This is a genomic window from Bradyrhizobium sp. BWC-3-1 (genome assembly GCF_032917965.1).
Lineage (GTDB): Bacteria > Pseudomonadota > Alphaproteobacteria > Rhizobiales > Xanthobacteraceae > Bradyrhizobium > Bradyrhizobium canariense_D.
In genome coordinates, this window is record NZ_CP136625.1 from 4,859,538 (window position 1) to 4,881,874 (window position 22,337).

The window sequence follows — 22,337 nt, forward strand, 5'->3', positions numbered from 1 at the left end:
TGCATCGATGGGACAGCGACAGCGTATCTTACGACGCCCGAAGCCCAGTTTGACACATATCGCCCGCGAGCTAGTGAAATTGCTGGAGGAGATCGAGGAGCTCGATGAGCTGAGAGAAAGGGTCCGGCTCGCAGAGGCCAGTCGGCTCTTGCATTAGGGCTCTCGCCGCTTCCGGAAAAGGATCACCCGGCCGCTCGGCGGGCGCGGTCGTGGCTCGGTCCGCGGCGGCCGGGGCGGATCAATCTCGAACGGCGTCCACTCGACTTCTTCAAGTCCGTAGGAGATCCACCACCAGCGCTCTGTTAGTGAAGCCCCGCTCCAGGGAAATTCATCAACCGGCGATTCTTCGTCGTCCGGATCGCCGGTGTCGAGTGGCACCGGCTTGGCTGGGCTCTCCCACATGATGCCGCCGGCGGGGAGCTCAACATATTCGCACCCAGGCGCGTCTGTGCATTCATCCATCACGAAGGCGAGGTCGTCCTCATCGTCGGCGACGAAGATACCGACCAAATCGCGGGTGGCGGTGACACGAACGAGGTAAGCAGGCACGGATCTAACCGGCTTCGAACGAGACGTTCCCGGCACCGGATGAGGCGATCCTTATCAAGTCGTTAGTTTGCCGGTGAGCCATATTCGTAAAGGTTATGCGGGCGCCGCTCGCCTTGGAGCAGTAAGCGATCTTCATCAGATCCTCTGTCGACCGGTGATGAGCGTCCAGCCTAAAGCCGCCGCCTGCGCTGGCAATCCTCATCAACTCTTCGACGCTGCGAAGTTCAAACATTCTATCCTCCCAACCCGTGGTGCTTCTCGCCTCCGCCTTGTGCGTCGGGGCGCGGCATCCACCACCTGTGAATAGCTGGGACAAGCGCGAAATAGCAAGCTGACGCTCGCTGCGCGTGTCATCGTTTAGCGTTCTCCGAATCAGGGAGAAATCGTTGGATCTCTGGTACAGGTATTAGCCGAATTGAAGGCCCAACGGAGTGCCGAGAACCCCGCGCTCCGTAAAACGTTTAATTTCAATATGTTAGCTCCGTCTTGGAAATAGAACAATTTTGTAATATCTATGGCGTATGACATCAGGCAGTGGCCGGCGAGCGTTAAGAAGGAAATCGCCGACCTCCCGGTCGCGGCGGAAGCTGCGGTGTTGGTGATGTTGCGGGAAATGAGAAGCAGCGGACCGATGCCCGAAGAATACAAGGTCAAGCCGCTGCGATCGCACTTGCACGGGATCAAGCAAGTCAACATGAAGATCAATCGCGAACAAATCCGCGTTCTGTTCATGACGACCGGACCGCAGATAGTTCTGTTGCATGTATTTAAGAAAACGTCCCCGCAGATCGAAACGCGCGGTTACGACAAGGCGTTGGATCGAAAAGCACAAGTCGATGAAATGATGAGAAGCGGTTATGAGCCACCTGCCTTCCATTGATATCGGTGTAGCAGAACGTCTAAAGACCGATCCAGAATTCCGCCGTGAATATTTCCTGGCGGAATCGTCGGCGATGATCGCCCGCCAGCTTATTATGCTTCGGAAACGTCGAGGCTTGAGCCAGCATCAAGTTGCAGATGAACTGAACACGCAGCAGCCAGCAATCTCGCGCGTCGAGAGCGCTGATTATCGAAACTGGTCATTCAACACCTTACGCAAACTGGCCGACGCCTTAGGTGCCCGACTTCGCGTTTCTATTGAGCCCTTCGAGGACGTTGTTGGTGATTATGCTGAAACCAGACAAGCACCAGCGCATCTTGCATCCGTCACCGATCTTCAAAAACTGTTCGGCGTGCACAAATCGGAACCTCCCGTTGGCCGGTCGTTGCTCGAGCAGACTGAAACGGGATTGGGCATGATCCCGCCACAACACACGACCCAGACTGTATCGAGCGTTTTGGAGAATGAAAAAACCTCTCGCTCTCGGCCGCAGGGTTCTCGATCTCAAGGTAACATCACAGGTGCAGCTTGGAATTCATTGGACACGACGTCTCTCGTATAGTTTATCTGACGAATATCGTGCGGGCGGAAGGCTCGACCTATCTTCCAGAGCTCGCGCAGCTCGTGATCCAGCGCTATTCATTTCTCAAGTTTCCGAATGCGGATGATTTGCAAAAAGACACTCAAGCTTTTGCTGTCGGCAAATTTGACGGCGTGCAGATCAACGAGTTGAATGTGTACGGTGACGGCATTATCGTGTCCGGTCGTTGCAGCACACAAAGGCTTGAAGCATTCATCAAAGACCTCTTTGACGTAGTGCGAGCCGTTGGCTATTCGGAGTCAGACATCTTCGAGCCAGAGATGTACTTTGAAAGCAGCATAGTGGTCCGGGCCCGCACGGATCTAGCAATCAGCTTTGGACCGCCCCCGCGTACTACTTCGCTCATTCAAGATGCTCTGGCAAAGCAGACCGGCGCCAACTATCTCCCGTTCTCAACTCATTTCGAAACTGATTTGCATGGGCCAAAGACGCGCCGCAGACCAGTGCGCTTCACCCTAGAGCGAAGAACAGGCACCCCCTTCGACAAGCACGTCTTCTATTCCCAAGCGCCCATTCGGACAGAAGAGCACTTGGCGCTGCTAGAGCAGATAGAGACGCTCGGAGGTTAAGCCTTCGATCGAAGAAGGATCACATTGCTCTCGTCCCCTTCCACCAATCGCATCAGGTGTTCGGCCCATAGGTCCAGCGCCTCGCTCTTTTCCTTGAAATAGGCGTTGGCATAGGTGCGCACCAGCAGATGGTTCCGCCTCGGCGTGAGTGCCTACTCCGGCGGCCTCTCGGGCTCCTTATCGATCACGAGGGCCGAGACCCGACGCCAAGCCGTCGCCGGCAAAGGAATGCCCCTAGCGCGCTCTGAGGGCGCTGGAGGTCCCATCAGCTTTCCCCGATCCCGGCACCGCCAGGGACCTCCCAGCGCCCTACCCCTCGACCTGCCCGGACAGGCCCGCCTCAATGGCGTGGCTAAGCATCGATCTATAAGCGTTTCACTCGCGCGCTCGGATATCATGGTACGCTCATTGAAGATCGGTGCGGCGGCCGCTGTTCTTCTCGCAAGCGCATTCGCACCTACTCTCGCTGCTTGTGGCGACAATGGCGGTCCCGGATATCGCAACCAGTCTGGAAGGTGCGTCGGCTGGGAAGCGCTCGGGCGTCAGTGCGGCAATCCACCCTCCACGCACTGCAAACCCGAGAACGTCGCTACGGGACCGGATGACGCGGCAGGTGGGGCAACCATACGGTCACTCATGGATCGCTCGCATGCGGCCAAAACTCCCGCCAATTATCATTGGTCGCGCGGCCATACGGCAGAGGAATTTAGGTGCGACTTCCAGTGAACGTAAACTAATATCCAAGATGAGTCGCTAGAGGGTGGACGTTTGCAGCAAGCTGAAATGACTGGTCAGTTGTTTGATTGGACCATCGAAAGAACCGAGAAGGACTATCGAGTTGTTATAGTGGAGCCGTCGTTCATCGAGCCCGCTAATCACGGCGGCTTATTCGACTCGGTTATCACGGCTTTGCTTACCTCGGAAGATGCTCCGATTAGCGACCTTAGGCCCAACGTGCCTCTGTTCGACCGCTTCGACTTAGTTACCTTCCCGGAAGCTTTTTTGCCAATCGATGATTTCATCCGAGCGATCGACGTGCTCTCCCGCCTAGATCGGATCGGATGCATACACGTCGGTTTAAGACCCGACCAAAACGATGGACACTTGTTCGACAAGGCTTCGATCTTGGCCCTTTTGGCCCAACTTCGCTTGATTCCGGCCGTCGAGCTAGAAGATCTTAACTGCGTCGTGTCGTGGATCGAGCGGCAACATGATGGGAAACGCTTCAATTTAGCGTGCCTCTTCACAATCGATGTTGGATCAAAGCTTAGAATATGCCTCCGATATAGACAATGGTTGGTCGTTTCCCGCCAACGAGATCTCTCGAGGGCGAAGCGTGCGCGGTTACATTGCGCAACTCAGTCCTCGCGATATGGACCTGCCGCGCGCAAGGGTGCTGCGCATGACCGTTCATCGATTGCCTCGCCATTCTCCTCCGTGGAGCGGATCTGTCGGTCTGCGCGACATCAAGCTCCACTACGTTGATGTTCGGCCACCTGCAAATACTTCAAGTTCATAGAGATCGGCCATGACAAGCGTAAGCCAAACGCTACCATCGTTCCAAAGCCAACTACGTGCCAATGTGTTTGGCTGGGTTTCGCTTCGGCACTTCTTGCCAGCTAACAACCTCCGCGATTTGGTTCATTTGTTAGTGGACGAAGTAAGCGAAGGACAGATCTCATTCGATAGATTATTTGAAGAACGCGAGATATTGAACAAACCGGGCCTTGATGGCTGGATCGTCCGACCTCAAAAAACTGAAGGAAAACTCGCCGGCTACCTTCAACGTGCTATTCAAGATATCGTTTGGCAAGCGGATGGAGATGGGTTCCCACCAGAGGATGGCGCGAGCCCTGAGCAGCTGCTGAAAGCACGATCTCTCGAGCGAGCCCTTCAGTTGGGCACTCGCGATTTTGGATTCGACCAACGTGAATTCAGAGAGCCCTTCAAGGACCAAGCTTGTGAGGCGCTGCTCGATCTACTCCGTGGCGGCTCAGCTTGCCTCACTGGCAAGGCCGAATGGTCGGAGTATCCATCCACCGCTATCAATCGAGTCAGCAACTTGTACCCGCCACTTGCCGTGCTTCTCTTGAAGCACATTGGTGACCTCTGTGCCGATGCGGATGCTTGGAGAACTGCTGAAGACCTGTATCGGAAATGCCGGGACAGACTGGGAAATGAAGCTAGGGAGGGCTGGCAAGAGCTGTCTGAGCAATTAGTTGATGTTATTGACCAATCGATCGCGGCGGCGGTGCGTGTTAACACCGGTCCGGAAGAAGCCTTTGCGCTTCTGCGAGACAATCTTGGGAGTAGCTCACTTGAGGTACGCCCGTTGCTTAAGCTCAATGCCCCCTTCGATGCACTTTCCGCGGCGCTGAGCGTTGACTCATTGGCTTTGAAGTTCGCGGAAAATCGGACCGCGCTACTAAAACCGCCACTCAGCCACGAATCGCATCAGCTCAATTGGTCGATCTTTGCGGCGGCAGGGTCTCGCAATCGCCATCGCGCCTGGAGACGATGCTGGGCGGTCTTGCGTCGCCAGATCGCTTTGGGACTCTCAACTGAGTCCAGGGATACTATGGGCGCGTTCGCACAGGTACTTCTTCTGATGGCCGAGGAGACCGAGCCTCACCGAGGCTATCCTGCTGACTTCCAGCTAGCTGTGCACCTTTTGATTCAAGCCGCCGACCGCTCTCATGTTGATGACATTAACTGGTCGGAGAGAATGGTCGCAAGGTTTGTGGACGAGGCAGCGGTTGAGCTGGTCATTTCGCTTTGCGGAAGACATCAAGGAATGTCAATTGAGCGACATCGGTCGGCCATATCTTTGCTTACACGCTGGGCGGAGAAGATCCCGCAAGATCGACGGCAAGTGGCGCGCATTATTGTCGAATTCCTTTCAGCGCAAGCGATCAACGGGAGCACATCGTTCTCTTCGAACAGGAACCTCGCACTAGCTGGGCTTGATGCGTTGTGCCGCTTAGCAAAAAGTAGGCCGGAGTTTTGCCGGGATAACGTCGCCTCGATTCATTCAGCTGTCGTGGCGCGCCTTCGATTGCAGGCTCACTGGAATCTGCACGCGAATGCCTTTGATCTGGTCAATCTCACGGTTGACATGTACTCCAGAGACCAAGCACGTGAGCTGGTCGACGAAACGCTGAGCTTACTTGCCGCCCTAAAGCCCGAGACCCAGTTGTGGCCCGTGGTGAGGCCCGCTTTGCAGTTCCTGCTCTCTGATGAGGTAGTAACTTTGGCGAATGCAGATGCGGAACTTGGTCGTCGGATAGTCAATTGCATTGTCACATTCGGCGCCGGCGATCGTTCGAATGCAGCCGGTCTCATCCAAAATCTTGAACGATTCGATCGTTCATTGTTGGACGAAAATGTTGTAACTGAGCTCCGTAAGGCTCTTGTAGAGAGGCTTGTGCCTTCGGTGGCGCGGCTCAATACTAGCTCGAATGCAGCTGATATCAGAGCTCTGTTGGCAATCCCGTCGCTGTCGGGGAAAGTAGGCGCGACGGCGGCCCTGGAAGCCTTGGAGTCCGTTCTCAGTTCAGTAAAGACAAATCGACCCTCAATGGGTGTAGCGGATGCATATGCGCCAGTGCTCGCCTTGGCGGGTCGTCGCGCGGAGTTTGTTGCGTTGCTCGGCGAGGAATACGTGGAGAAGCACTGGAATGTGCTAGTCGAGCTGATCTTCGATATGTGGTCAATTGCAGTGAACACGCCGAAGCTTCTTGCACCATTCTCAATTCCGGAGCCAACAAATCCTAATGCAGTTACCGTCCATAATTGGACATACGCTTCGCTTCGCTTTGCGAAGGACTTAGATCAAGAGGATCGGATGCTTCAGTTTCTAAAGGGCATCGACTCCCCTGCCTCATTGCGCGATCCGATCGACCTCGCCATTGCGACAGGCGCTCTTTCGGCGCATTTCAAGGACCAGCAGGATCGCAATCTTAGCGATGAAGGAAACGATGCCTTCTACGCCGGTTTGGGACGTCGCTTGGTTCGCGTCCTGAGTGAGGAGGAGGATGTTGCAAAGCGGATCTGCAGTGAGTTGCTGCAACAGTGTCTAATAAGAGGGCCGCGAGGGCTTGACGCTGGTGTTTTAGCGGAAGCGCTTCGACTCAAGATCGAAAATGATGCGAGCAGACCATTAGTGCAGGATTATCTGCAGCGCCTCAATTCGGATCCGTCTATGCGGCTCGCTTTGTGGCCGCTTGTTGCAGGCCTGAACTAGGTCGGTTCGCCCGGGAGCCAAACCTTGCCCCCTTCTTCTAAAGTACGGCTAACAGCGCCGCGAAGGGCATTGGGGATCACCGGCTGAGATAGACGTAGCTAGGAACAAAGCTCCGATTCCCTGATTGCCCCACAATGAGGTGGCTCATTGGCATCGTGGCGGCGTTCCTGATCTGCCTCTTCATCTACGCCGGGTCAGCCTTCGTTTCGGTCTTGAGCCTGGTTTCGGCCGTGCGAAGCGCAGACGCCGCTCAGGTGATCGACCGGACGAATCTGCCGCGGCTCCGCCATTCAATCGTCGATCAGATTGTGTCAGCCTACCTTGATCGAAACGGACAAAGGCGGCCGGTGCGCCCGTTCGAACGGATGGCAATCAACGCATTCGGTGCGACAATTGCCGACGATCTCGCGGTCAAGCTCATGACACCGGAAAACTTATCCGTCCTTTTGAACAGCGGCACCGTTCGCAACGCAGCAGAAAACATCACGTTTGGGACGATGTCGTCGTTGGCCGAGCTCGACGTTTCGAACATCTTTGTTCTCGCGGGACGGATAACGCCAGTGAAGCCGGTCGAGTTTGCGGTGAGGCTCGGAGAAAGTCAGGACGCCGGGAGCGTTAGCCTGCATTATGAAGGGGCGACCTGGAAGCTATCCGGCATCACGTTGTCGCCAAAGGTCTTGTCCAGCATAGTGGACCGGCTACCGACGCGCTGAACCCACCACGTTCAGAGAAGAAGCGAGGTTCGCGCTCTACTCAACGCCACGTCCGGCAACCAGCCATTGCTGGTGTGCGGGGAATGCCTCGATGCCGGAGACGAGTTCGTCTTCTGGCAGATGAAACACTCGTCTCGGGCTTTCGAGCTTCAGCCAAGTAGTCCTCCGGCGGTGCCTTCCTTCAGCCCAGAACGATAGTTTCAACTCTCAGGCAGGGCATGCACCTGTAGGTATAGGCGGCGGGTAGGTTTGCAATTGCGGGCAGCAACGCGAGAAACTCCATTGGCCGCTGACATCTGCTGCAGATGAGGGTTGGCGCCTTTTCCTTGTCACCGCCGCGCGCCATTGCCGGACCGCCCAAAGGTGAGGACGGTAAATCCATCGATCGGCGTTTACACCTCCGGGCAACTACCGCCCTGCCGAATCGAAACAGGCCCCCGCCAGCGTGAGCCGCTATTGCTCCTGAACCGAGACTCAGTTCTGATTTCGATCATTGCGGCCAAATTGCTTGCGGGAGGCGATCGTGAATGGCGAAGCCGGATGCACCGTTTGTAGCCAAGCTCGACTCCTCAAAGCTGTTTCCCCGTGACTGAAGGCTACGAACTGAAGCGTTATGAGTGCGCCAGCTGCCGCAGCGATCTGTGGCTAGTTACGAGAGTGTCCCGATTATCCGCGGCTAAGCCGCAAAGCGGAAGATCCCGCCGAGGTACGCGGCCTAAGACCATCGAAGCGGCCTTGAAGGGCGCCTCTCGTGCCGCAGGTAATCCAAAGCCGAAAGCCCCGCTAGCGTGAACCGGGGCTCCTTCTTGCCTGGGGTGAAGGCCTTCTGCCGGCTGTGAACAGATCATATCGGTGAGAGCTGAACCCGCCGCCATCGCAATCTTGCACGAAGCCATTTCCCCGCCCCAGCGAAATCTCGCTGAAACAGAGGGGGTCGAAGGTGCCGGCATCGAACACGGGGGATGCCACATGCTAGTCCTGATGAACCTGATCTGGCGGCGCCTCGCCTACACGATGCTGGCCGGTATGCGGACCAAACTCGTCCGCCAATGACGAGAAGGGCGGCCGCGTAAGAAAGCATCCGTGCCGCGTCAAGGACGGTCCGCCAGCACGCCCCGGACCCCTCCTGACCTGCCCCTGCCGATTTCCTCCAGTTGAAGTTAGAGTCCGGCCTTCTGAAGGACGGACAAATGAAGCGAGCCAGGTTTACGGAAGAGCAGATTATAGGCGTGCTGCGCGAGCATGAGGCCGGTGCGAAGACGGCCGATTTGGCACGCAAGCACGGCGTCTCGGAAGCGACGCTTTACAACTGGAAGTCCAAATTCGGCGGTATGGACGTCTCGGATGCCAAGCGGCTACGGCAGCTTGAGGACGAGAACGCCAAGCTGAAGAAGCTATTGGCCGAGCAGATGCTGGATGCGGCGGCGCTGCGTGAGCTTCTTTCAAAAAAATGGTAGGGCCCGCCGCCAAGCGCGAAGCTGTCGCGCATCTGCAGGCCGAATTGGGACTGTCAGAACGGCGGGCCTGCATCATCGTCAGCGCCGACCGCAAGATGATCCGTTATCGGTCGAGCCGGCCGCCCGATGCCGAACTGCGGGTCCAACTGCGCGAACTGGCCAACGCCCGCCGGCGCTTCGGCTATCGGCGGTTATTCGTGCTGCTGCGTCAGCATGGCGAGCCGTCCGGGCTGAACCGTATCTACCGGCTTTATCGGGAGGAAGGCCTCAGCGTGCGTAAGCGCCGGGCTCGCCGCCGCGCGGTCGGCACCCGGGCGCCGATCCTGCTCGAGGCCCGGCCGAATGCCCGTTGGTCGCTGGATTTTGTCCATGACCAGTTTGCCAATGGGCGCCGGTTCCGGATCCTCAACATCGTCGATGACGTGACCCGGGAATGCCTGGCGGCGATCCCCGATACTTCGATCCCGGGACGGCGGGTGGCGCGCGAGCTGACGGCGTTGATTGGTCGCCGCGGCAAGCCTGGCATGATCGTCTCGGACAACGGCACCGAGTTCACCTGCAACGCCATTCTGACTTGGTCAGAGGACAACCAGATTGCCTGGCACTTTATCGCGCCAGGCAAACCGATGCAGAACGGCTTCTGTGAAAGCTTCAACGGCCGGATGCGAGACGAGCTTCTCAACGAAACCCTGTTCTTCGGCCTTGATCACGCCCGAACCAGGATTGCGGCGTGGGCCGATGACTACAATAGCCACCGCCCGCATTCGTCGCTGGGCTATCTAACACCCGCGGCCTATTCCGCCAACCTCACCGCAACGTGCGACCGGCTGCGCAACCCCGACCAGCTCCGCCGATCGCACGTTGTTCACCCCGCGCCAAACGGCGTAACATCCGCCGAGACTCTAATCGCCAATGGATGAAAGTTCAGCGGCAGGTCACTCCCCTTGTCTGATATCGAGCTGCGCTTGGTTTGCGGCGGATGCGGCAACCGGAGTTCTGACGTCAGATCGGATTTCAGCAGCGGCAGGCCGCCTCAATGCGACGTCGAATGCCCGTTTAGCTACCCCGGGCGAGCCATGCCAGCTTAGTTTTGTGTGCAATTTCCAAAAGACTCTCGACGGGTCCAACACATTTAGGCGGAGCATGGCGATGCGACAAGAAGAAGGATATCTCGCTTTATCATCAGCTTGGCAGACTAAACCCTCCAGTGGAATAAGGAGAGTTGCTAAATCGCCGCCAGCGTGAATCGGCCGGTCATGGCTTTTCCACCCCGGGCGCGCAGCAGCTCGCGCTTTACCAGGTTAAACGGATCGGCAATTTGGTAGTCCCCATGTGACTAGCCGTGCTCGGTGACTGATCCTATATCTTGCGACGACTTCCACCGCGGGTTCGATTGTTAATGCGTTACAGCCCTTTGTTATGCTTGCTCCTGACTGCCTGCTCTTCAATTTGGGCCGATACGTCGGGGCCAGTGCCAGAGTTACAGCCGGTGCAAGCACCCAACCAAGAAACGATAGAAAAGGGCGTTCAGATTGCCGCCAAAGCAGCAAAGCTAGCTATGCCGGTTGAGGTCTCAGCCCTACGGAAGGCTGACCACGGGCCAGGAGTTTACTTTGTCTGCCTGCGAGAGGCGAACCCGTTGCCCGACAAGCCACGCCCAACGTATTCCGTATTCTTCGATGAGGGTTACAAGGACTTGAGATTGTCCGTCATTCTGGAAAACTGCGAGCAACAGCAGTATTCGAGAGCCAACTGAGGCACCAGTGGTTTGCTTAGTCTGGCTTCGCGGTTTGCGCGGTCCTACTGCCGAGATCTGGCGGGACAACCTCGATGTCTACCGGAAGCGATCGGGGGCACAGGTGCTCGGCTTCCGCGAACTTACCGAGGCCGAGGCACACGAGCCTCTTGATCGGTTGGCCAGGAAGTACCCCGTCGACCAGCCCGTCGATTGACGCAATTGCCGCGTTGATCTGAGTGGCCGGGAGTTCAACACGAGCAGATGCACTCGCCGGACGGTTTTAGGGATTGCTCCCATTGGACATGCCGCCCGATCCTGGCCATTGATCATTCTGTCATCGGACAGCGCCAATGAAAACCGCCGACCTTAAATGAGCCAGCCGAACGAAAAGTGGATAATGAGACGTTGGACGCGCACCCTGCTCATAATACTCGGCTTGATCGCCGGATGGCTCACGCTGAGTATCATTACCTTCGATGACGTTCCGGAGCTCCTTACCAAGCTCGGGTAAGGAGGGATCGAGAGAAAAGCCGCCGACCTTGTGAGCCGGCGGGAGTTTTGACTGATGTTGGCGATCGGCGGGCACCGATCACACGATTAGGCTAGCAGAGTCGCCAGCCAGCGTGAACCGACGCCTGTCCACACCCACGACACGCAGTGGCTCGCCCGCCGTTGAACCCACTAGGCATCGATAATTTGCGAACGACTTACGATGCCGCTTTGATGGCGGCATGCGTGCTCGTCGATACACGAAATGGGTCGGCCATTATCCGCCCCGCTCTCCTGCGGAATGGTTGGCTGACGGGCATGTGACCTGCAGCATCCAATGCCTAAACGGGCGCTGCGATCGCAGGGTCGACGTGCGGCTCGACGCACTCCCGCAGGGTCAGCCGTGGTCGCGCGTCGGCTTGCGCCTGGTCTGCTCCGCGTGCGGCGCCGCAGGATCTGTGCATATCGTCCCGAACTGGCATCACAGTCGCGGGCAACTCAGGCCAAGCATGGGCGCCTGAGGTTTTGATTCCAGCGATGAAGCACGTCACCGAACGCCCTTTTGCCGATCCACAAGCCGCAGCCCGCAAGCTGATCGAGCTCGCCGAGCATCGAGCCGGTCCAGGATGGGCGCATCCACATTGAGAAGATCAACTATCCCTTCCTCTACACGCTCAAGGGAAGCGGCCCGGAGTTCGGCGCCGGCATCAGGCGCGCTGTCGAGAAGGGCTGGCTGGAGCTGCACGAGAGCGGTACCTACGTGCGGCTGCTGAAAGCCGTAGGAACCTAGCATCACTTCCCGGCTTGCTGTCTCGCTAGCTCTCTTCTTCGAGCTGGCGGAGCGGCCCCGGCCTTGACCCCCCAGGCAATCCAGCCGGGGCCGTCTCTAAGCCGCGCGGCCTTGCCTTGCTCGGCCGGGCTTCCTTGGGAACATAAAGCTGCGTCCAGAGTCTGCCCACGTAGTGGCGAGACGTGCCTATGACATCAAGACAAGATTCCGTCCGATGTCCCAAGTGCGACCGACCGACACGGGTTATAGAGCGCATTTGGAACTCAAAGCCACCCGGCTTCCTCCGGATCTTCGAATGCGAATGCGGCGAGTTGGTCTGGGAAGAACAGCCACATGAGGACGTGGAGGCAGGGCGTTGAACCCGGCCTACGCGCGCCGCTGGTCGGTAGATGAAGATTACCTTTGGTGAGATAACCAGCCAGCGTGACACGAACAGGCCGCGCGGTTTCCGCCTCCTGAGCATCCGCTGTTCACTGACCTGGGTTAATCGATTTCAGAATTTTTTGGGGGGGCAACCTACTTTAATGGCTTCCCCTTCGGGCGGCTGCATCGTCGCCACATGTCTGATTCGGATTCTGCGCGCATCGAGCGAGTCTTCTACGAATTCCGGGCGATCCGCGAGCGAACCGAAAAAATGCCGGTTCTGCTCCGGTCGGGCGGCCGCACTTCCGTCGGCTGGCCAAAAAAAGCGAATGGTGGCGCAGGCTCGGCTCACTTTGTCCGACCAGCCCTAAGTAAACGATTTCTGTATTTGGCCTCCAAATTGTGCCGCGACTTTCCGCGACAGCTTTATCGATCTGTAAGAAAAGCTGGCTTAAAACCCGTCCCCATGGAAAAGCGAACCGCTCGCCGTCGACGTGTATTCAAGTCGGCACTCATCGAGTTTCCCGGAGGCGCCTTCAGTTGCGTCATCCGAAACTTCTCCGATCTGGGCGCCAATCTGGACGTGCCCAGCGCATCTGGCATTCCGCACGAGTTCACACTGATCATTCCGAGCGCGCAGTCCCAGCTTTCCTGTCGAGCGGTGTGGCGGTCGGAAGGACGCATCGGCGTTGCGTTTTCCTGATCATCGCCCTGGTGCTGGCACTTGGCCCGCGCGGGCTAGGAGGCACGCTCAGGGACGCCCATGATCCCGGCTTCGCGGTGCCTAGAGATCGTCTTGCCGGCCGGAACCGCAGATGTCGTCGCGGACCGGTTGACTTATCGCAAGCGCTAAATCACGGTCCTGCTCGCCGGCACGGGGCGGGGCTAAGTAATGACCGACCAGAAGAACTACAATGAGCGCTATTTCCTGCGTTTGCTCCAACATGGCCCGTTTGAGCGGCGGCCGCGTGGAGGCTGGCGCTTCGGTGTCAAGGTAATCAGCGATGGGGTCGTTGAGCGGCTCCTCGCCGGTGGCCACGCCGAGATTGCCGGCTCGCAATTGAGGCTGAAGCCGCTCGCAAGCTTACCTCTAAGAGCGCATCGAGCCGAGCGACCACCTCGCCGTGATACTGCTGGCGGACTACCTGACGCGCGAGCGTGACGCGGCCACGCACGATCGACTGGGATTTGGCCCGATTCTTCCGCAAGACATATGAGGCCCGTGTGATCTGACACGCGAATATTGCCGCCAAGCCTGAGACGCCCCGGGTGGTGGCTTGCGGCACATGATAGAACCGATCAGCGAGAACCTGCCACGCCGCCGTTCACCGACGCGCTTCCGGTGCGAGCTTTGTCATGCAAGGCGATTTAGGACGCCGCCCGCACCGCGGCGAGTGCGCGCCGAGGTGGAAAAGGCCGTCGCCGATACTACAGCTGCGACCAAACCTACCGCCGCGAACGACAACGCGGAAAACGCGCAATGGCCGCTCATTCCATTTCCTGGCGGGTTGGTACGCGACGTGTTGAAACACCGTCCAGCTCGGGGCCTAGGGCCTTGCGTCACGTTTAACGCGATCCCTTACCCCGCCGGGGCCTTTTGTGCAAGCGACGTCGGCTGAAGGACGGCGGCAGGGACCGACGGATCGAAATTGTGCGAGGAAATTTGGCGAGAATGGGAACACTATTCGGAGCCGCGAGGTTCTTCTTCCTCTTAGCGGGCTAATGGAACGAGGAGCTTCTTCCATGGCTACCCAGATCGTTATGGACCACACAGGCGACTGCAGACATTACTTTGAACAAACTGATCCGAAGGGCCTCGCCGAGGCTGAACGGCGATTTAAGCAGCTCGCTGATCAGGGGTTTACTGCCGCGACGCGAAAGGCGGGCAGTGAACTGAAGGTCACACGGTCGTTTGATCCCACTGCAGATGAGACACTATTCTATCCGCGTCTCGTCGGCGGCTAAGCTATCGCGATGCGACAATGTTTCCGTTCAGACGCAGCGACGCTAACAGAACGCGCTTCCGTGCCCTCCGTGAGCTTTATCGGAGCTCCACTGAGCAAAATGGACCGGAAGCGCGTTCGCGGCGTCTGCTGCGGGATTGGTTATCTCCAGAGCAGCGCGCGCAATTCGATGCCAACAATTATTTCGAAGTCACCGGTTCTCACACCGGCAGACGATATCGAGTTCAATATGGTACCCTGAGCAATGTTGTAGAGCTCGACGCATCAGGGCAGCCGGCGATCGGCTGGTGTTTCGTTCCGGAAAGTCCACTGGCGGCTGGCGATGTGATGCTCGCCCAGAAGATCGCGCTCGAAACCGACGAAGCCGCAGTGCTCGCGCTTGCCCACCGGTTTACTCTGAGATTGCCATCTCTGCCCCGAGTAGTGCGGCGTGCTTACTAGGTCGCCCATGGGCGGGGCCGCAGACCTGGGGGACGGCGGCCCCTCGCCGCGAAGGCGCCGATACGCGAAACGAGGACGACTTCGCGACTGCATCCAGCATCTGCGCAGGGCCGGATCAGCGCAAGAACGTCCGTGCGTTAGTGTTACTTGGGCCGCGGCCTAACTACGTTTTGGCCGCTTCGTGGACCGGCCTCGTGAGACGATTTCGTCAACAATACGCAGCGTCCGAGCGAATTCAGACTGAAGATGTCGAGCGTGCGCCGCATCTTTTGGCTCTGAGAGAAAAGCAATCTTCACGAGAAAGCGGTTCAATCGCGATGTGACGAGAAGATTGTCAGAGTGCTGCGAGCGCAAGTTTGTGATCTGTCGTCGCATCTCAATGAGATCGGACCGGTCACCGTCGGGCTTATTTGCCAAATGAAGCTCATAGCGTTGCAACGGATAAACGAAGCCGCCGCGTCGAGTATCTTGGCGCGACGGCCTCGGCATGGTGGACCCGGACGGCGCAATGTCCGGTGCAGGGAGGCTAGCGCTCAGGAGCCCCGGTGCAATCGAAACCGCGGATTAAGCTTGATGTCCTCGCTGGAAGTTAATTCGGGAACCGATAAGCCGCGACGGAAGGTCTGAAGGTACTGAGCCAGTGAATGCCCAATGAAGGAACGTCTGGGTCTTCGTCGGAATTCGTGACTGAACAAGAGCTGCGAAACTTCGATGCGCTGCTATATCTTCACGCTCGACGACTGCGGTAGCACGCTGAACGCGCACGAAATCGACTGCAATAACGCCGAAGAGGCTCTACAGCTGGGCTCTGCCGCGGTGGCGAACGACCCAGTCGAGGTTTGGTGCGGTCCTCGGCGTCTCGCCCGGTTTGAGCCGGAGCGGAGGCAGGAGCGGCGGCTATCGAATTTGGGCGCGCGTTTGATCGTCGCCGAACGCTATCTTCGCGAAGGCGAGCAACTCATCAGTCAGCAAGAGAGGGTCATCGCCCACCTCAAGCGCGAAGGACGCGATCTCGCTCTCGCGTTTTCCATCCTCGATGCCCTGATTGAGACCCAGAAGGCTCATTTGCAAGAGCGGAATTTGCTCGCAGCCGAAGTGGCAAAGCGGTCTGAATAGAGGGGCTCGCGCAGCCACAGATCACGATGGGGCCGGGCCAATGCCTCGGGTTCTCGACCGCTAGCGGTTCCGTTCACGATCCGCGAGGTAGCGCCGAACGTGATCCTATTGGAGACCGCGCCGATAGAGGCAGTGTCGCAGGTGGCGATCGCGTGCGTCCTACTGTTCAGGATTTCCGATATCGAAGGCGCCGAGACGATATTCTTCGCCAACTGACTGCTCATCCGCCGTTTTCGTGACCAAAGTAAACGCCGCGTCCGGATAGCGTGCCCACACATCGAGGTCGTCAGGCGTGACGGTGAGATATCCGAAAAAGCACCTGTATCGACCCGGCTCCGTCACCCGGCCGATTTTGTCCCAATTGATCTTGTTAACGCGCATCCCTAGCTCCAGTCGTTCTCAGGGAGCGAACCGGGCGGAGGTTTAAGTTCTTCGAGGCCAGCTTCGATCACAGCCAGTTCGTCTTGGATCGCCCTTACTGCGTTTTCGGGGTTGATGCCTGATACAGCTTGCAGTTCAGCGAGCACCTTGCACCGATGCGCCAGCAACTCCGTCAGCGCGCGACGGTCCCGCACCTTGACGTAGCTAGCGACGATCAATTCCATGGCCTGTGACACGTTGGTCGTTTCCCACCGGGTTTGCGGATTATCGGGGGCGGCTAAGTTCTGTCAGGCCGGCTTCGGTCAAACGATATTCGACACCTTTGCCGGTTGAGCGTCGCTCCATCCATCCGTTTCGTAGAAGGGCGAGCTTTGTTCCGGGGTGGTCGGTAAGCTTCGAAGAAGACACCCAATCGCGGTCACGAAGAGGATCGAGCATTTGCCGGTGATGCTGATTGAGAAGGGGCCTGCGCCTTTCCTCCTGACCGATGTCTTGACCTATCGCTTCAAGCGGGTGTTCGGCTTCCATGGCCGTTTGTTGCCATCGCATGGTTTACGATCAGTTACAAATCAGGAACAACCGGCAATCTTTCCTAAATGGTTCATAGATATTCTCCTGCGGCATGGATCACGAGGACGCATCTGCTTGGTTCGTTCCGGCTCTCAGGCGAAGCTACGCTCGTCTGGCAGCGTGGATGACGCGCGGTAATCGCGCGCCAGAGACCAGCCGCTTGCCGGCGCCGCCGCGCTCGGAGCAGCCAACTCGGTTTCCCGACCCACCGCGGCTCCCGGCGCCGCCGCGGACTTAGGCGTTGGGGGCGTCGCACAAGACGAACAATCGCGCATCGAGGCGTCCATGGTTGCCGGACGAAGAGGCGGAATTGCTCTCGCACTTTGGCGCGGTGCCACAGCTGAGGAGGTCGGCGGACGCCTTCCTGTGCATACGGCGCCAGCGTGACCGGCGGGCGAGCAAGGCGGTCATCAGCCGCATAATCATTGCCGATTTGAGCCGGAGTGGGATTTCAGTGCCCAGTCTGAGACAAGAGCGCTGCCGGGGGGACTGGCATTTCGAGCCCGGCAGCGCTCTCCTCCCTTTTGTTCTGGTTCGCCTGCGGAAGGCCCGAGCCGGCGGGGGCACGCGCCAAAAGTCGAAACGATTTCAGATGCAGGCGGGTTATTCCGCCGCCCGCAGAACCGCCGCCGACCGTCTGGCGGCTACCTCCGCGCGCTCTTCATCAAGCAGCTCGTTGGCATGACCGAGGGCGTCGTCAAGCTCCGCCTTCACGTGGTCAGCGGTTCAGAGCAATCCGCCCAATATCGATGAAGCTAATGAGGAGGCCGCGCGTAATGAGCAATTTTCCAGGCTGGAGGAGATCCCGTTCTGCGGCTCACATTCAGCGAGGACCCAACACACGCACCGCCTGCGCTCCACCTGATTAACCGGCCAACTGGGACCAAAATCCCCTCGTCTTGTTAACTCGCGACTGCGGTCCCTCACGCCGCCGGCCCCTCCTCGCGGCCTGAGCTTGGCTGGCCTCCATCGTTCGGCTGCTCTTCAACTCTATGCCGCGCGACCTCAGCACCGGAGCCGTCAACGACGAGCACGATCGTGCCCGCATCATGGTCGCAATCGGGATCGCTGGCGATGTCTCGAGCGACGCGGGCGCCGTACTGGATAGCTAGCTCAGCGGAGCGAAATAGCTCTCCCACATCGTCCGCCTGTGTCTCGCCGTTGTGTAAGATCGGAAAATAGTAATGTCGCATGTCCGCGGCCCTCGTCCTTTAGCCGCGATCATGTCCACATCTCAGGACGGCCCGCACCTGTCGAAAAAGACAGGGTCAACGGCAGCGGCGCTAGCAAGCGGCCTCGCGCTGGTTGCCACCCTCACCTCAGCACCGCCTCGCATTCACCTCCATCGCTTCCTCCGGCATGATTGAGCACGGAATCGACGGCGTTTATCCGAAGAGGATGATAACCTGGAGGAGATCGCTTCGCTCTTCACTAGGGCGACAGGCCGGCCTATATCGTGCAATATGACCGAATCCCGCACTGATGGAGCGCTCTCGGTCGGAACTACCAAGGCAGGTAAAGCGCCACGAACAGGATGAGGCTGGTGAGAAGCAGCGTCCAAGCGAACCGGCTGACGAGCGACAGAACTCCTGGGTTCGTCCACGCCATGGCCGCGGGCTGCCCGTATTCGGCCTCGAGCTCAGCCGAAGCGCGCCGCAAGTCCTCGGCCACCTTTAGCAGTCCGACGCGCGCGGGATCCGATGTAGCGAATTCGGCTTCGCTGACGCAAAGTTTCTCCAACCAGCGAAATTCCCTCAGATCTCTTTTCACTCGGCGGCGCCGCTCACGCGCATCCCAGCTCCTCACAGCTGGCCGCGAAGCCACGCGCCGATCCGGCCAGTGCCGAGCGCGACGGCAACGCCCCATCCAAAGCCAAGAGCGATGCCGGCACATAACGCAAGTCGGGCGATCACCCACGCCTCGGCGACACTGACCGGCTGCGCGGGAGGCACGCGGCCGCAACTATCAGGCTGGCGCATTGTCGCGCTCCTCCGGACCGATCGGTGCCGCCCGGCGCCGCTCCGCCACCTGCAGGGCTACTGCTGGCGCGCGCAGCGTCATTGCCGACAACAGTAGAAAGCCGAGCCCGCCGGAGAAATAAACCGGCGTGAGGGCCGAGACGCAGGCTAGCCAAACCGGCAGGGCCGCCGCCGCGAGCAACGGCTGAAACTCCGTCGTCTCGATCATCCGTATCGTCCAGGCGAAGAAGGCCGAATAGATGATCACACCGAGCACACCCCAATTCAGCCAGGCGTCCGCAAAGAACACTGCGTTAGAGGTCGTTCCGGCCGAAACGCCCCATTGCAGCGCCGCCACCTCCTTCTCGAGGTGGAGCCGCTCACGGCCCATTAGCATCGCCACGGGACGGATCGAGCGGCCCATGACATAGCCGCCGCCAAGACGCTCCCGCTGATAACGAAACCAGTCGAGAGCCGTCGCATAGGGAATCCACACGACGCGGTTCGTCAGCAGCGCCACCACGTTGCGCTCGCCGAATGCGTTGTATTGCGCTGGTGTGTCCGCCGGCAGCTCCACCTGACGCACAGCGACCTTCTGTCCCTCCGCCTTCGCCATCCAGGCGCCGACCACGCCGCTGGCGAGGACGGACATCAGCGCGATGCTTGCGACGAAACCGGCAAACGTGGCCGCAGCCGAGCGCCAACGCTTCTGCATTATAAACAGAGCGATCAACGGCAAGGCGATCGCAATGAAGGCCGACTTCGCCAGCGTCGTGGCCAGGGCCATGGCCAGAAGGGCGAGCGCCCAGAATCGCCAGCGCAAGCGCGCATAGAAAGCATAGGTTAGCGCGAAAGGCATCAGGCCCTGCGTCAGGATCGCATGGCTGTAGTTGAGCAGCTGGCCCGGCCCCACACGTTCGCGCAGGAAATTGTTGCGATCGCCGAACAGCTGGTCCGACGGCGCTCCCTTGAAAGCCTCGATGACTGGAATGTGCTCCGCCGTGATGCAAGCCAGCGCCATCACCAGGATGAATCCAGCTAAGATGGCCAGACACAGCCACTCAAGCGCCTTCGGCGGCCACTCCGCGCGCAACATCAACCCCGCCCATTCGACAGGGATCAGCAGATAGGCAATGACATAGCTCACCACTGAGAGCGTCAGCGCGCCAATGAAGGTGACGACGAGATCGGGAGACGCCCAAAGCAGGCCGAGAACATTCTGGCCGGTGTAAAAAACGGCGAAATTCGCCAATGGCAAAACAAAGAGCCAGTGGCCCTTGGCGAACTTAAGCACTTCTACGACCTAAAATTGTTTCTCGCGCTGCGCGACAATATACTCCGGTACAAGTCACTCGTTTGATCTGCAACAGAAGGACCACGGCCGAAATAATTTCGCAGCAAGAATCGATATTAGGCGCAAGTTGTGATGATAAAGAGCTGCAATCCAAACGCGGTCTAGAGCAATTTTTCGTAACTCGCGCAATTTTTGACATTTCGAAACAGCCATCAATGTGCTTTTCGAAACAGACTGTGTATTAGAGGAAGTAGTTTGGAGTCGGGCGCTAAAATCGAGTGGCATCAGCGTCACCCTGATGCACACTATCCGTTTTTAGTTAGACGGATGTCTTGGTCGTGGTTCTCGGCCGAGCTTGTTCGGATTCAGCCAACGGAATTGGGGTACCGGGTAAAGGGAGATGCAGCTTATTTGGCGCTGCATGATTTTGTTCGCTCTGATGGCGAGACGACTATAAATGGGGGGAGCCGTTCGACGCTTACCGACGTCCGAGATAAATTGACATTCGTGCCGCTCGGATCTTCCGTGGAAGGTTGGAATAGTTTCAAAGGTCGGGTGTCGTCGATCTTTGCAGTTCATTTCACCCCTCCCTCTTCAGATCACCATGCAAGCGATATCTCGAGTATTCCTCCATCTCTGTATTTCGAGAATAACAATCTTAAAGCTACCCTCGAAAAGCTCCAAAGCATTTTAGATGGCTCTGGCATAGACGATCCTGCATATGCGGAGACGCTCGGACTACTGCTTTTGTGGGAACTACCGCTCGCCGCTAATCCAAAGTACGCGCAACCGAGCCCAGCTAGCGGAGGTCTAACTGCACTTCAATTGAAACGCATCAAAGAATTCGTTCATGCTCACATTTCGAAAGGAATCGCGATATCCGAGCTAGCGAGTCTGGTAGGGTTGAGCCCGTTCCACTTTATTCGGGCGTTTAAACGTTCAGTTGGGCTTTCGCCTTATCAGTATGTGCTATCCGAGCGGATCGGCCTTGCAAAAGAGATGTTGTCGAGACGCGATCTATCGATTGCCGACGTGGCCCTCGCGGTTGGATTTAGCGATGCGTCCCAGCTGAACCGCGTGTTCGTAAAGTTGACGGGAGTCACGCCAAGTGCCTTTCGCCGCGAGAATAGATAAAGGCGCGCTCAAACATCGTCGCGCGGTGGTTGGATATTTGCGCAGCTTCAGTTCAGAAACTTCACAGCGAGACGGCGCTCATCACGCCATACAACCGAGCAATCAATATTCAAGCCAGCACTTGGAACGCGCAGCCCAAATGCCGCGGGCACGATAGGCGCGCTATCGATTTGGACGATCGCAGAGCAATCCGTGAGGTATCGGACCTTGCACCGCACAGGATTGCCGTCGACCAATATCTGCGCAGCATAGACGTTACGTCGCCGCTCATTCGCCACGTCTCGCAGTCTCCCCGCTCTAGCGCGCGAGAGATATTGATCGGCGATTCCAGTCTCAAATGAGGCTGGACTATGGTTTCATTGGCCTCGAGCCTCTATCTCCATCGCAGCCAGAGCCTCCAGACGTCGCTCTCGCCTAAGGCCGACAACTCTTCACCCTCGAAGGCCTAATTGGCGAACCCGAGGGCCCTCGTGAGTTCAGTTTTTACGGCGCTGGCGAAACGAGCGATCACCAATGTGTTTCGAAACTTCGCAGCGCCTGTTCTCCAAGCAGTCTCGCTTCGCTATCTTTTCGGCGCGGAGCCGTCCTTTAGGGAAGCATTGTAGTCGGCCTGCGAACTGTTGATCTTTGATTGATCGTTGGGTGTCGTGTTACCGGTTGTCGCTCCTGCCGTGCTGGTTGTCTCTCCGGGCGCATGAGAAGCCGCGCCAGGCTTGTCTTGATTGGCCACATAGCCAGATTCACCGGAGTTGCGGGTTTTGATGCCTTTGTCGGCTTCAGTTTGCACGTTTTGGTTCACACCAGCCTGAGACGTCGCGCCCGTTTGCTGCGCGGCAGCGGGTATCGAAATGAGTGGCAACGCGGCAACAAATGCCAAGGAAAGCTTTCGCATGGCTGTTCTCCATCTAGACCCTGCCACCGCATCAACGTGCGCATCTCCGAACATTTCCGCGAAACTGCTGAAAACTTGTCACTGTGGCGTTGGCACGTTTCAAACAGGGGACATGTCGCGTTAGCGTACGGTGCTCATAGGCTGTGACTGCCCTCATTTTTCACCATGTCCGGGGGCTCCAGGTAGGCAGTCAGT

Annotated in this window: 23 protein-coding genes; 12 read left to right on the forward strand and 11 right to left on the reverse strand. The window is 58.1% G+C overall.

Translation table 11 applies throughout. The features are described 5' to 3' along the window. Positions 1-153: 153 nt before the first annotated feature. Together RX329_RS23570 and RX329_RS23575 are read right to left on the reverse strand one after the other, a co-directional pair. Positions 154-549 (reverse strand): hypothetical protein, encoded by a 396-nt coding sequence (locus tag RX329_RS23570; RefSeq protein WP_317244342.1) that lies wholly within the window; start codon positions 547-549, stop codon positions 154-156. A 4-nt stretch (positions 550-553) separates the two neighbouring features. After that, positions 554-781, reverse strand: a complete 228-nt coding sequence (locus RX329_RS23575; RefSeq protein WP_317244343.1) for a hypothetical protein — start codon at positions 779-781, stop codon at positions 554-556. Positions 782-1,063: 282 nt separating this feature from the next. Between RX329_RS23575 and RX329_RS23580 the strand changes: the two genes are divergently transcribed. Genes RX329_RS23580 through RX329_RS23590 form a run of 3 tightly spaced genes read left to right on the forward strand, consistent with a single transcriptional unit; the run spans position 1,064 to position 2,599 of the window. Further along, positions 1,064-1,429: a type II toxin-antitoxin system RelE/ParE family toxin gene (locus RX329_RS23580; protein WP_317244344.1), complete on the forward strand. Its 366-nt coding sequence runs from the start codon at positions 1,064-1,066 to the stop codon at positions 1,427-1,429. Then, positions 1,407-1,991 (forward strand): helix-turn-helix transcriptional regulator, encoded by a 585-nt coding sequence (locus tag RX329_RS23585; protein WP_317244345.1) that lies wholly within the window; start codon positions 1,407-1,409, stop codon positions 1,989-1,991. The genes RX329_RS23580 and RX329_RS23585 overlap by 23 nt, the downstream gene beginning before the upstream one ends. Then, positions 1,958-2,599 (forward strand): hypothetical protein, encoded by a 642-nt coding sequence (locus RX329_RS23590; protein ID WP_317244346.1) that lies wholly within the window; start codon positions 1,958-1,960, stop codon positions 2,597-2,599. Before RX329_RS23585 ends, RX329_RS23590 begins: the two co-directional genes overlap by 34 nt. On the opposite strand, the gene RX329_RS23595 is transcribed toward RX329_RS23590, so the two are convergent. After that, positions 2,596-2,721, reverse strand: a complete 126-nt coding sequence (locus RX329_RS23595) for a hypothetical protein (protein WP_317244347.1) — start codon at positions 2,719-2,721, stop codon at positions 2,596-2,598. The genes RX329_RS23590 and RX329_RS23595 overlap by 4 nt on opposite strands. A 1,406-nt stretch (positions 2,722-4,127) precedes the next feature. On the opposite strand from RX329_RS23595, the gene RX329_RS23600 reads away from it, so the two are divergent. From RX329_RS23600 to RX329_RS42005, 4 genes are all read left to right on the forward strand, one after another. After that, positions 4,128-6,842 (forward strand): hypothetical protein, encoded by a 2,715-nt coding sequence (locus RX329_RS23600; protein ID WP_317244348.1) that lies wholly within the window; start codon positions 4,128-4,130, stop codon positions 6,840-6,842. A 134-nt stretch (positions 6,843-6,976) separates the two neighbouring features. Continuing rightward, complete coding sequence (locus RX329_RS23605) at positions 6,977-7,555, forward strand: DUF2939 domain-containing protein (protein WP_317244349.1); 579 nt, start codon at positions 6,977-6,979, stop codon at positions 7,553-7,555. Between the two features lie 1,190 nt (positions 7,556-8,745). Then, positions 8,746-9,932, forward strand: a protein-coding gene (locus tag RX329_RS23610) for an IS3 family transposase (protein WP_094183250.1) whose coding sequence is annotated in 2 segments (ribosomal slippage) — positions 8,746-8,998 and positions 8,998-9,932 — 1,188 coding nt in all. Because the reading frame shifts where the segments join, the coding sequence is not laid out codon by codon here. 2,656 nt (positions 9,933-12,588) lie between these two features. Beyond that, positions 12,589-13,095: a hypothetical protein gene (locus RX329_RS42005; protein WP_410706048.1), complete on the forward strand. Its 507-nt coding sequence runs from the start codon at positions 12,589-12,591 to the stop codon at positions 13,093-13,095. Between the two features lie 81 nt (positions 13,096-13,176). On the opposite strand, the gene RX329_RS23625 is transcribed toward RX329_RS42005, so the two are convergent. Continuing rightward, complete coding sequence (locus tag RX329_RS23625) at positions 13,177-13,431, reverse strand: hypothetical protein (RefSeq protein ID WP_317244350.1); 255 nt, start codon at positions 13,429-13,431, stop codon at positions 13,177-13,179. 704 nt (positions 13,432-14,135) lie between these two features. On the opposite strand from RX329_RS23625, the gene RX329_RS23630 reads away from it, so the two are divergent. From RX329_RS23630 to RX329_RS23640, 3 genes are all read left to right on the forward strand, one after another. Beyond that, on the forward strand, positions 14,136-14,357 hold the full coding sequence (locus RX329_RS23630) for a hypothetical protein (RefSeq protein WP_317244351.1): 222 nt from the start codon (positions 14,136-14,138) through the stop codon (positions 14,355-14,357). Positions 14,358-14,374: 17 nt separating this feature from the next. After that, the gene (locus tag RX329_RS23635) at positions 14,375-14,797 is read left to right on the forward strand and encodes a hypothetical protein (protein ID WP_317244352.1); all 423 of its coding nucleotides are present in this window, start codon (positions 14,375-14,377) and stop codon (positions 14,795-14,797) included. 711 nt (positions 14,798-15,508) lie between these two features. Beyond that, complete coding sequence (locus RX329_RS23640; protein ID WP_317244353.1) at positions 15,509-15,913, forward strand: hypothetical protein; 405 nt, start codon at positions 15,509-15,511, stop codon at positions 15,911-15,913. Positions 15,914-16,072: 159 nt separating this feature from the next. Here RX329_RS23640 and RX329_RS23645 read toward each other — a convergent pair whose 3' ends face one another. Both RX329_RS23645 and RX329_RS23650 read right to left on the reverse strand, forming a co-directional pair. Next, positions 16,073-16,294 carry a hypothetical protein gene (locus RX329_RS23645; RefSeq protein WP_317244354.1) on the reverse strand — a complete coding sequence of 74 codons (222 nt, stop codon included), beginning with the start codon at positions 16,292-16,294 and terminating at the stop codon, positions 16,073-16,075. 2 nt (positions 16,295-16,296) lie between these two features. Beyond that, positions 16,297-16,518: a hypothetical protein gene (locus RX329_RS23650; protein ID WP_317244356.1), complete on the reverse strand. Its 222-nt coding sequence runs from the start codon at positions 16,516-16,518 to the stop codon at positions 16,297-16,299. Positions 16,519-16,732: 214 nt separating this feature from the next. Here RX329_RS23650 and RX329_RS23655 point away from each other — a divergent pair, with 214 nt between their 5' ends. Beyond that, the gene (locus tag RX329_RS23655; protein ID WP_317244357.1) at positions 16,733-17,002 is read left to right on the forward strand and encodes a hypothetical protein; all 270 of its coding nucleotides are present in this window, start codon (positions 16,733-16,735) and stop codon (positions 17,000-17,002) included. Positions 17,003-17,787: 785 nt separating this feature from the next. Here RX329_RS23655 and RX329_RS23660 read toward each other — a convergent pair. The 4 genes from RX329_RS23660 to RX329_RS23675 form a co-directional block, all read right to left on the reverse strand. After that, positions 17,788-18,057: a DUF6894 family protein gene (locus RX329_RS23660; protein WP_317244359.1), complete on the reverse strand. Its 270-nt coding sequence runs from the start codon at positions 18,055-18,057 to the stop codon at positions 17,788-17,790. Positions 18,058-18,367: 310 nt separating this feature from the next. After that, a complete protein-coding gene (locus tag RX329_RS23665; RefSeq protein WP_317244360.1) occupies positions 18,368-18,604 on the reverse strand; it encodes a hypothetical protein in 237 nt (78 codons plus the stop codon). A 62-nt stretch (positions 18,605-18,666) separates the two neighbouring features. Further along, on the reverse strand, positions 18,667-18,843 hold the full coding sequence (locus tag RX329_RS23670; protein WP_317244361.1) for a hypothetical protein: 177 nt from the start codon (positions 18,841-18,843) through the stop codon (positions 18,667-18,669). Beyond that, complete coding sequence (locus tag RX329_RS23675; protein ID WP_317244362.1) at positions 18,830-20,116, reverse strand: hypothetical protein; 1,287 nt, start codon at positions 20,114-20,116, stop codon at positions 18,830-18,832. The genes RX329_RS23670 and RX329_RS23675 overlap by 14 nt, the downstream gene beginning before the upstream one ends. A gap of 255 nt (positions 20,117-20,371) precedes the next feature. Between RX329_RS23675 and RX329_RS23680 the strand changes: the two genes are divergently transcribed. Continuing rightward, positions 20,372-21,250 carry an AraC family transcriptional regulator gene (locus RX329_RS23680; RefSeq protein ID WP_317244363.1) on the forward strand — a complete coding sequence of 293 codons (879 nt, stop codon included), beginning with the start codon at positions 20,372-20,374 and terminating at the stop codon, positions 21,248-21,250. A gap of 562 nt (positions 21,251-21,812) precedes the next feature. Here the strand turns inward: RX329_RS23680 and RX329_RS23685 are convergent. Next, on the reverse strand, positions 21,813-22,142 hold the full coding sequence (locus tag RX329_RS23685; protein ID WP_317244364.1) for a hypothetical protein: 330 nt from the start codon (positions 22,140-22,142) through the stop codon (positions 21,813-21,815). Between the last annotated feature and the right edge of the window lie 195 nt (positions 22,143-22,337).

Excerpts from the sequence above, each read along its gene's own strand:
- RX329_RS23575 (WP_317244343.1), bottom strand. The coding sequence starts at position 781 with ATGTTTGAACTTCGCAGCGTCGAAGAGTTGATGAGGATTGCCAGCGCA.
- RX329_RS23580 (WP_317244344.1), top strand. The coding sequence starts at position 1,064 with ATGGCGTATGACATCAGGCAGTGGCCGGCGAGCGTTAAGAAGGAAATC.
- RX329_RS23585 (WP_317244345.1), top strand. The coding sequence starts at position 1,407 with ATGAGCCACCTGCCTTCCATTGATATCGGTGTAGCAGAACGTCTAAAG.
- RX329_RS23600 (WP_317244348.1), top strand. The coding sequence starts at position 4,128 with ATGACAAGCGTAAGCCAAACGCTACCATCGTTCCAAAGCCAACTACGT.
- RX329_RS23605 (WP_317244349.1), top strand. The coding sequence starts at position 6,977 with ATGAGGTGGCTCATTGGCATCGTGGCGGCGTTCCTGATCTGCCTCTTC.
- RX329_RS42005 (WP_410706048.1), top strand. The coding sequence starts at position 12,589 with ATGTCTGATTCGGATTCTGCGCGCATCGAGCGAGTCTTCTACGAATTC.
- RX329_RS23630 (WP_317244351.1), top strand. The coding sequence starts at position 14,136 with ATGGCTACCCAGATCGTTATGGACCACACAGGCGACTGCAGACATTAC.
- RX329_RS23635 (WP_317244352.1), top strand. The coding sequence starts at position 14,375 with ATGTTTCCGTTCAGACGCAGCGACGCTAACAGAACGCGCTTCCGTGCC.
- RX329_RS23640 (WP_317244353.1), top strand. The coding sequence starts at position 15,509 with ATGCGCTGCTATATCTTCACGCTCGACGACTGCGGTAGCACGCTGAAC.
- RX329_RS23645 (WP_317244354.1), bottom strand. The coding sequence starts at position 16,294 with ATGCGCGTTAACAAGATCAATTGGGACAAAATCGGCCGGGTGACGGAG.
- RX329_RS23650 (WP_317244356.1), bottom strand. The coding sequence starts at position 16,518 with ATGGAATTGATCGTCGCTAGCTACGTCAAGGTGCGGGACCGTCGCGCG.
- RX329_RS23660 (WP_317244359.1), bottom strand. The coding sequence starts at position 18,057 with ATGCGACATTACTATTTTCCGATCTTACACAACGGCGAGACACAGGCG.
- RX329_RS23670 (WP_317244361.1), bottom strand. The coding sequence starts at position 18,843 with ATGCGCCAGCCTGATAGTTGCGGCCGCGTGCCTCCCGCGCAGCCGGTC.
- RX329_RS23685 (WP_317244364.1), bottom strand. The coding sequence starts at position 22,142 with ATGCGAAAGCTTTCCTTGGCATTTGTTGCCGCGTTGCCACTCATTTCG.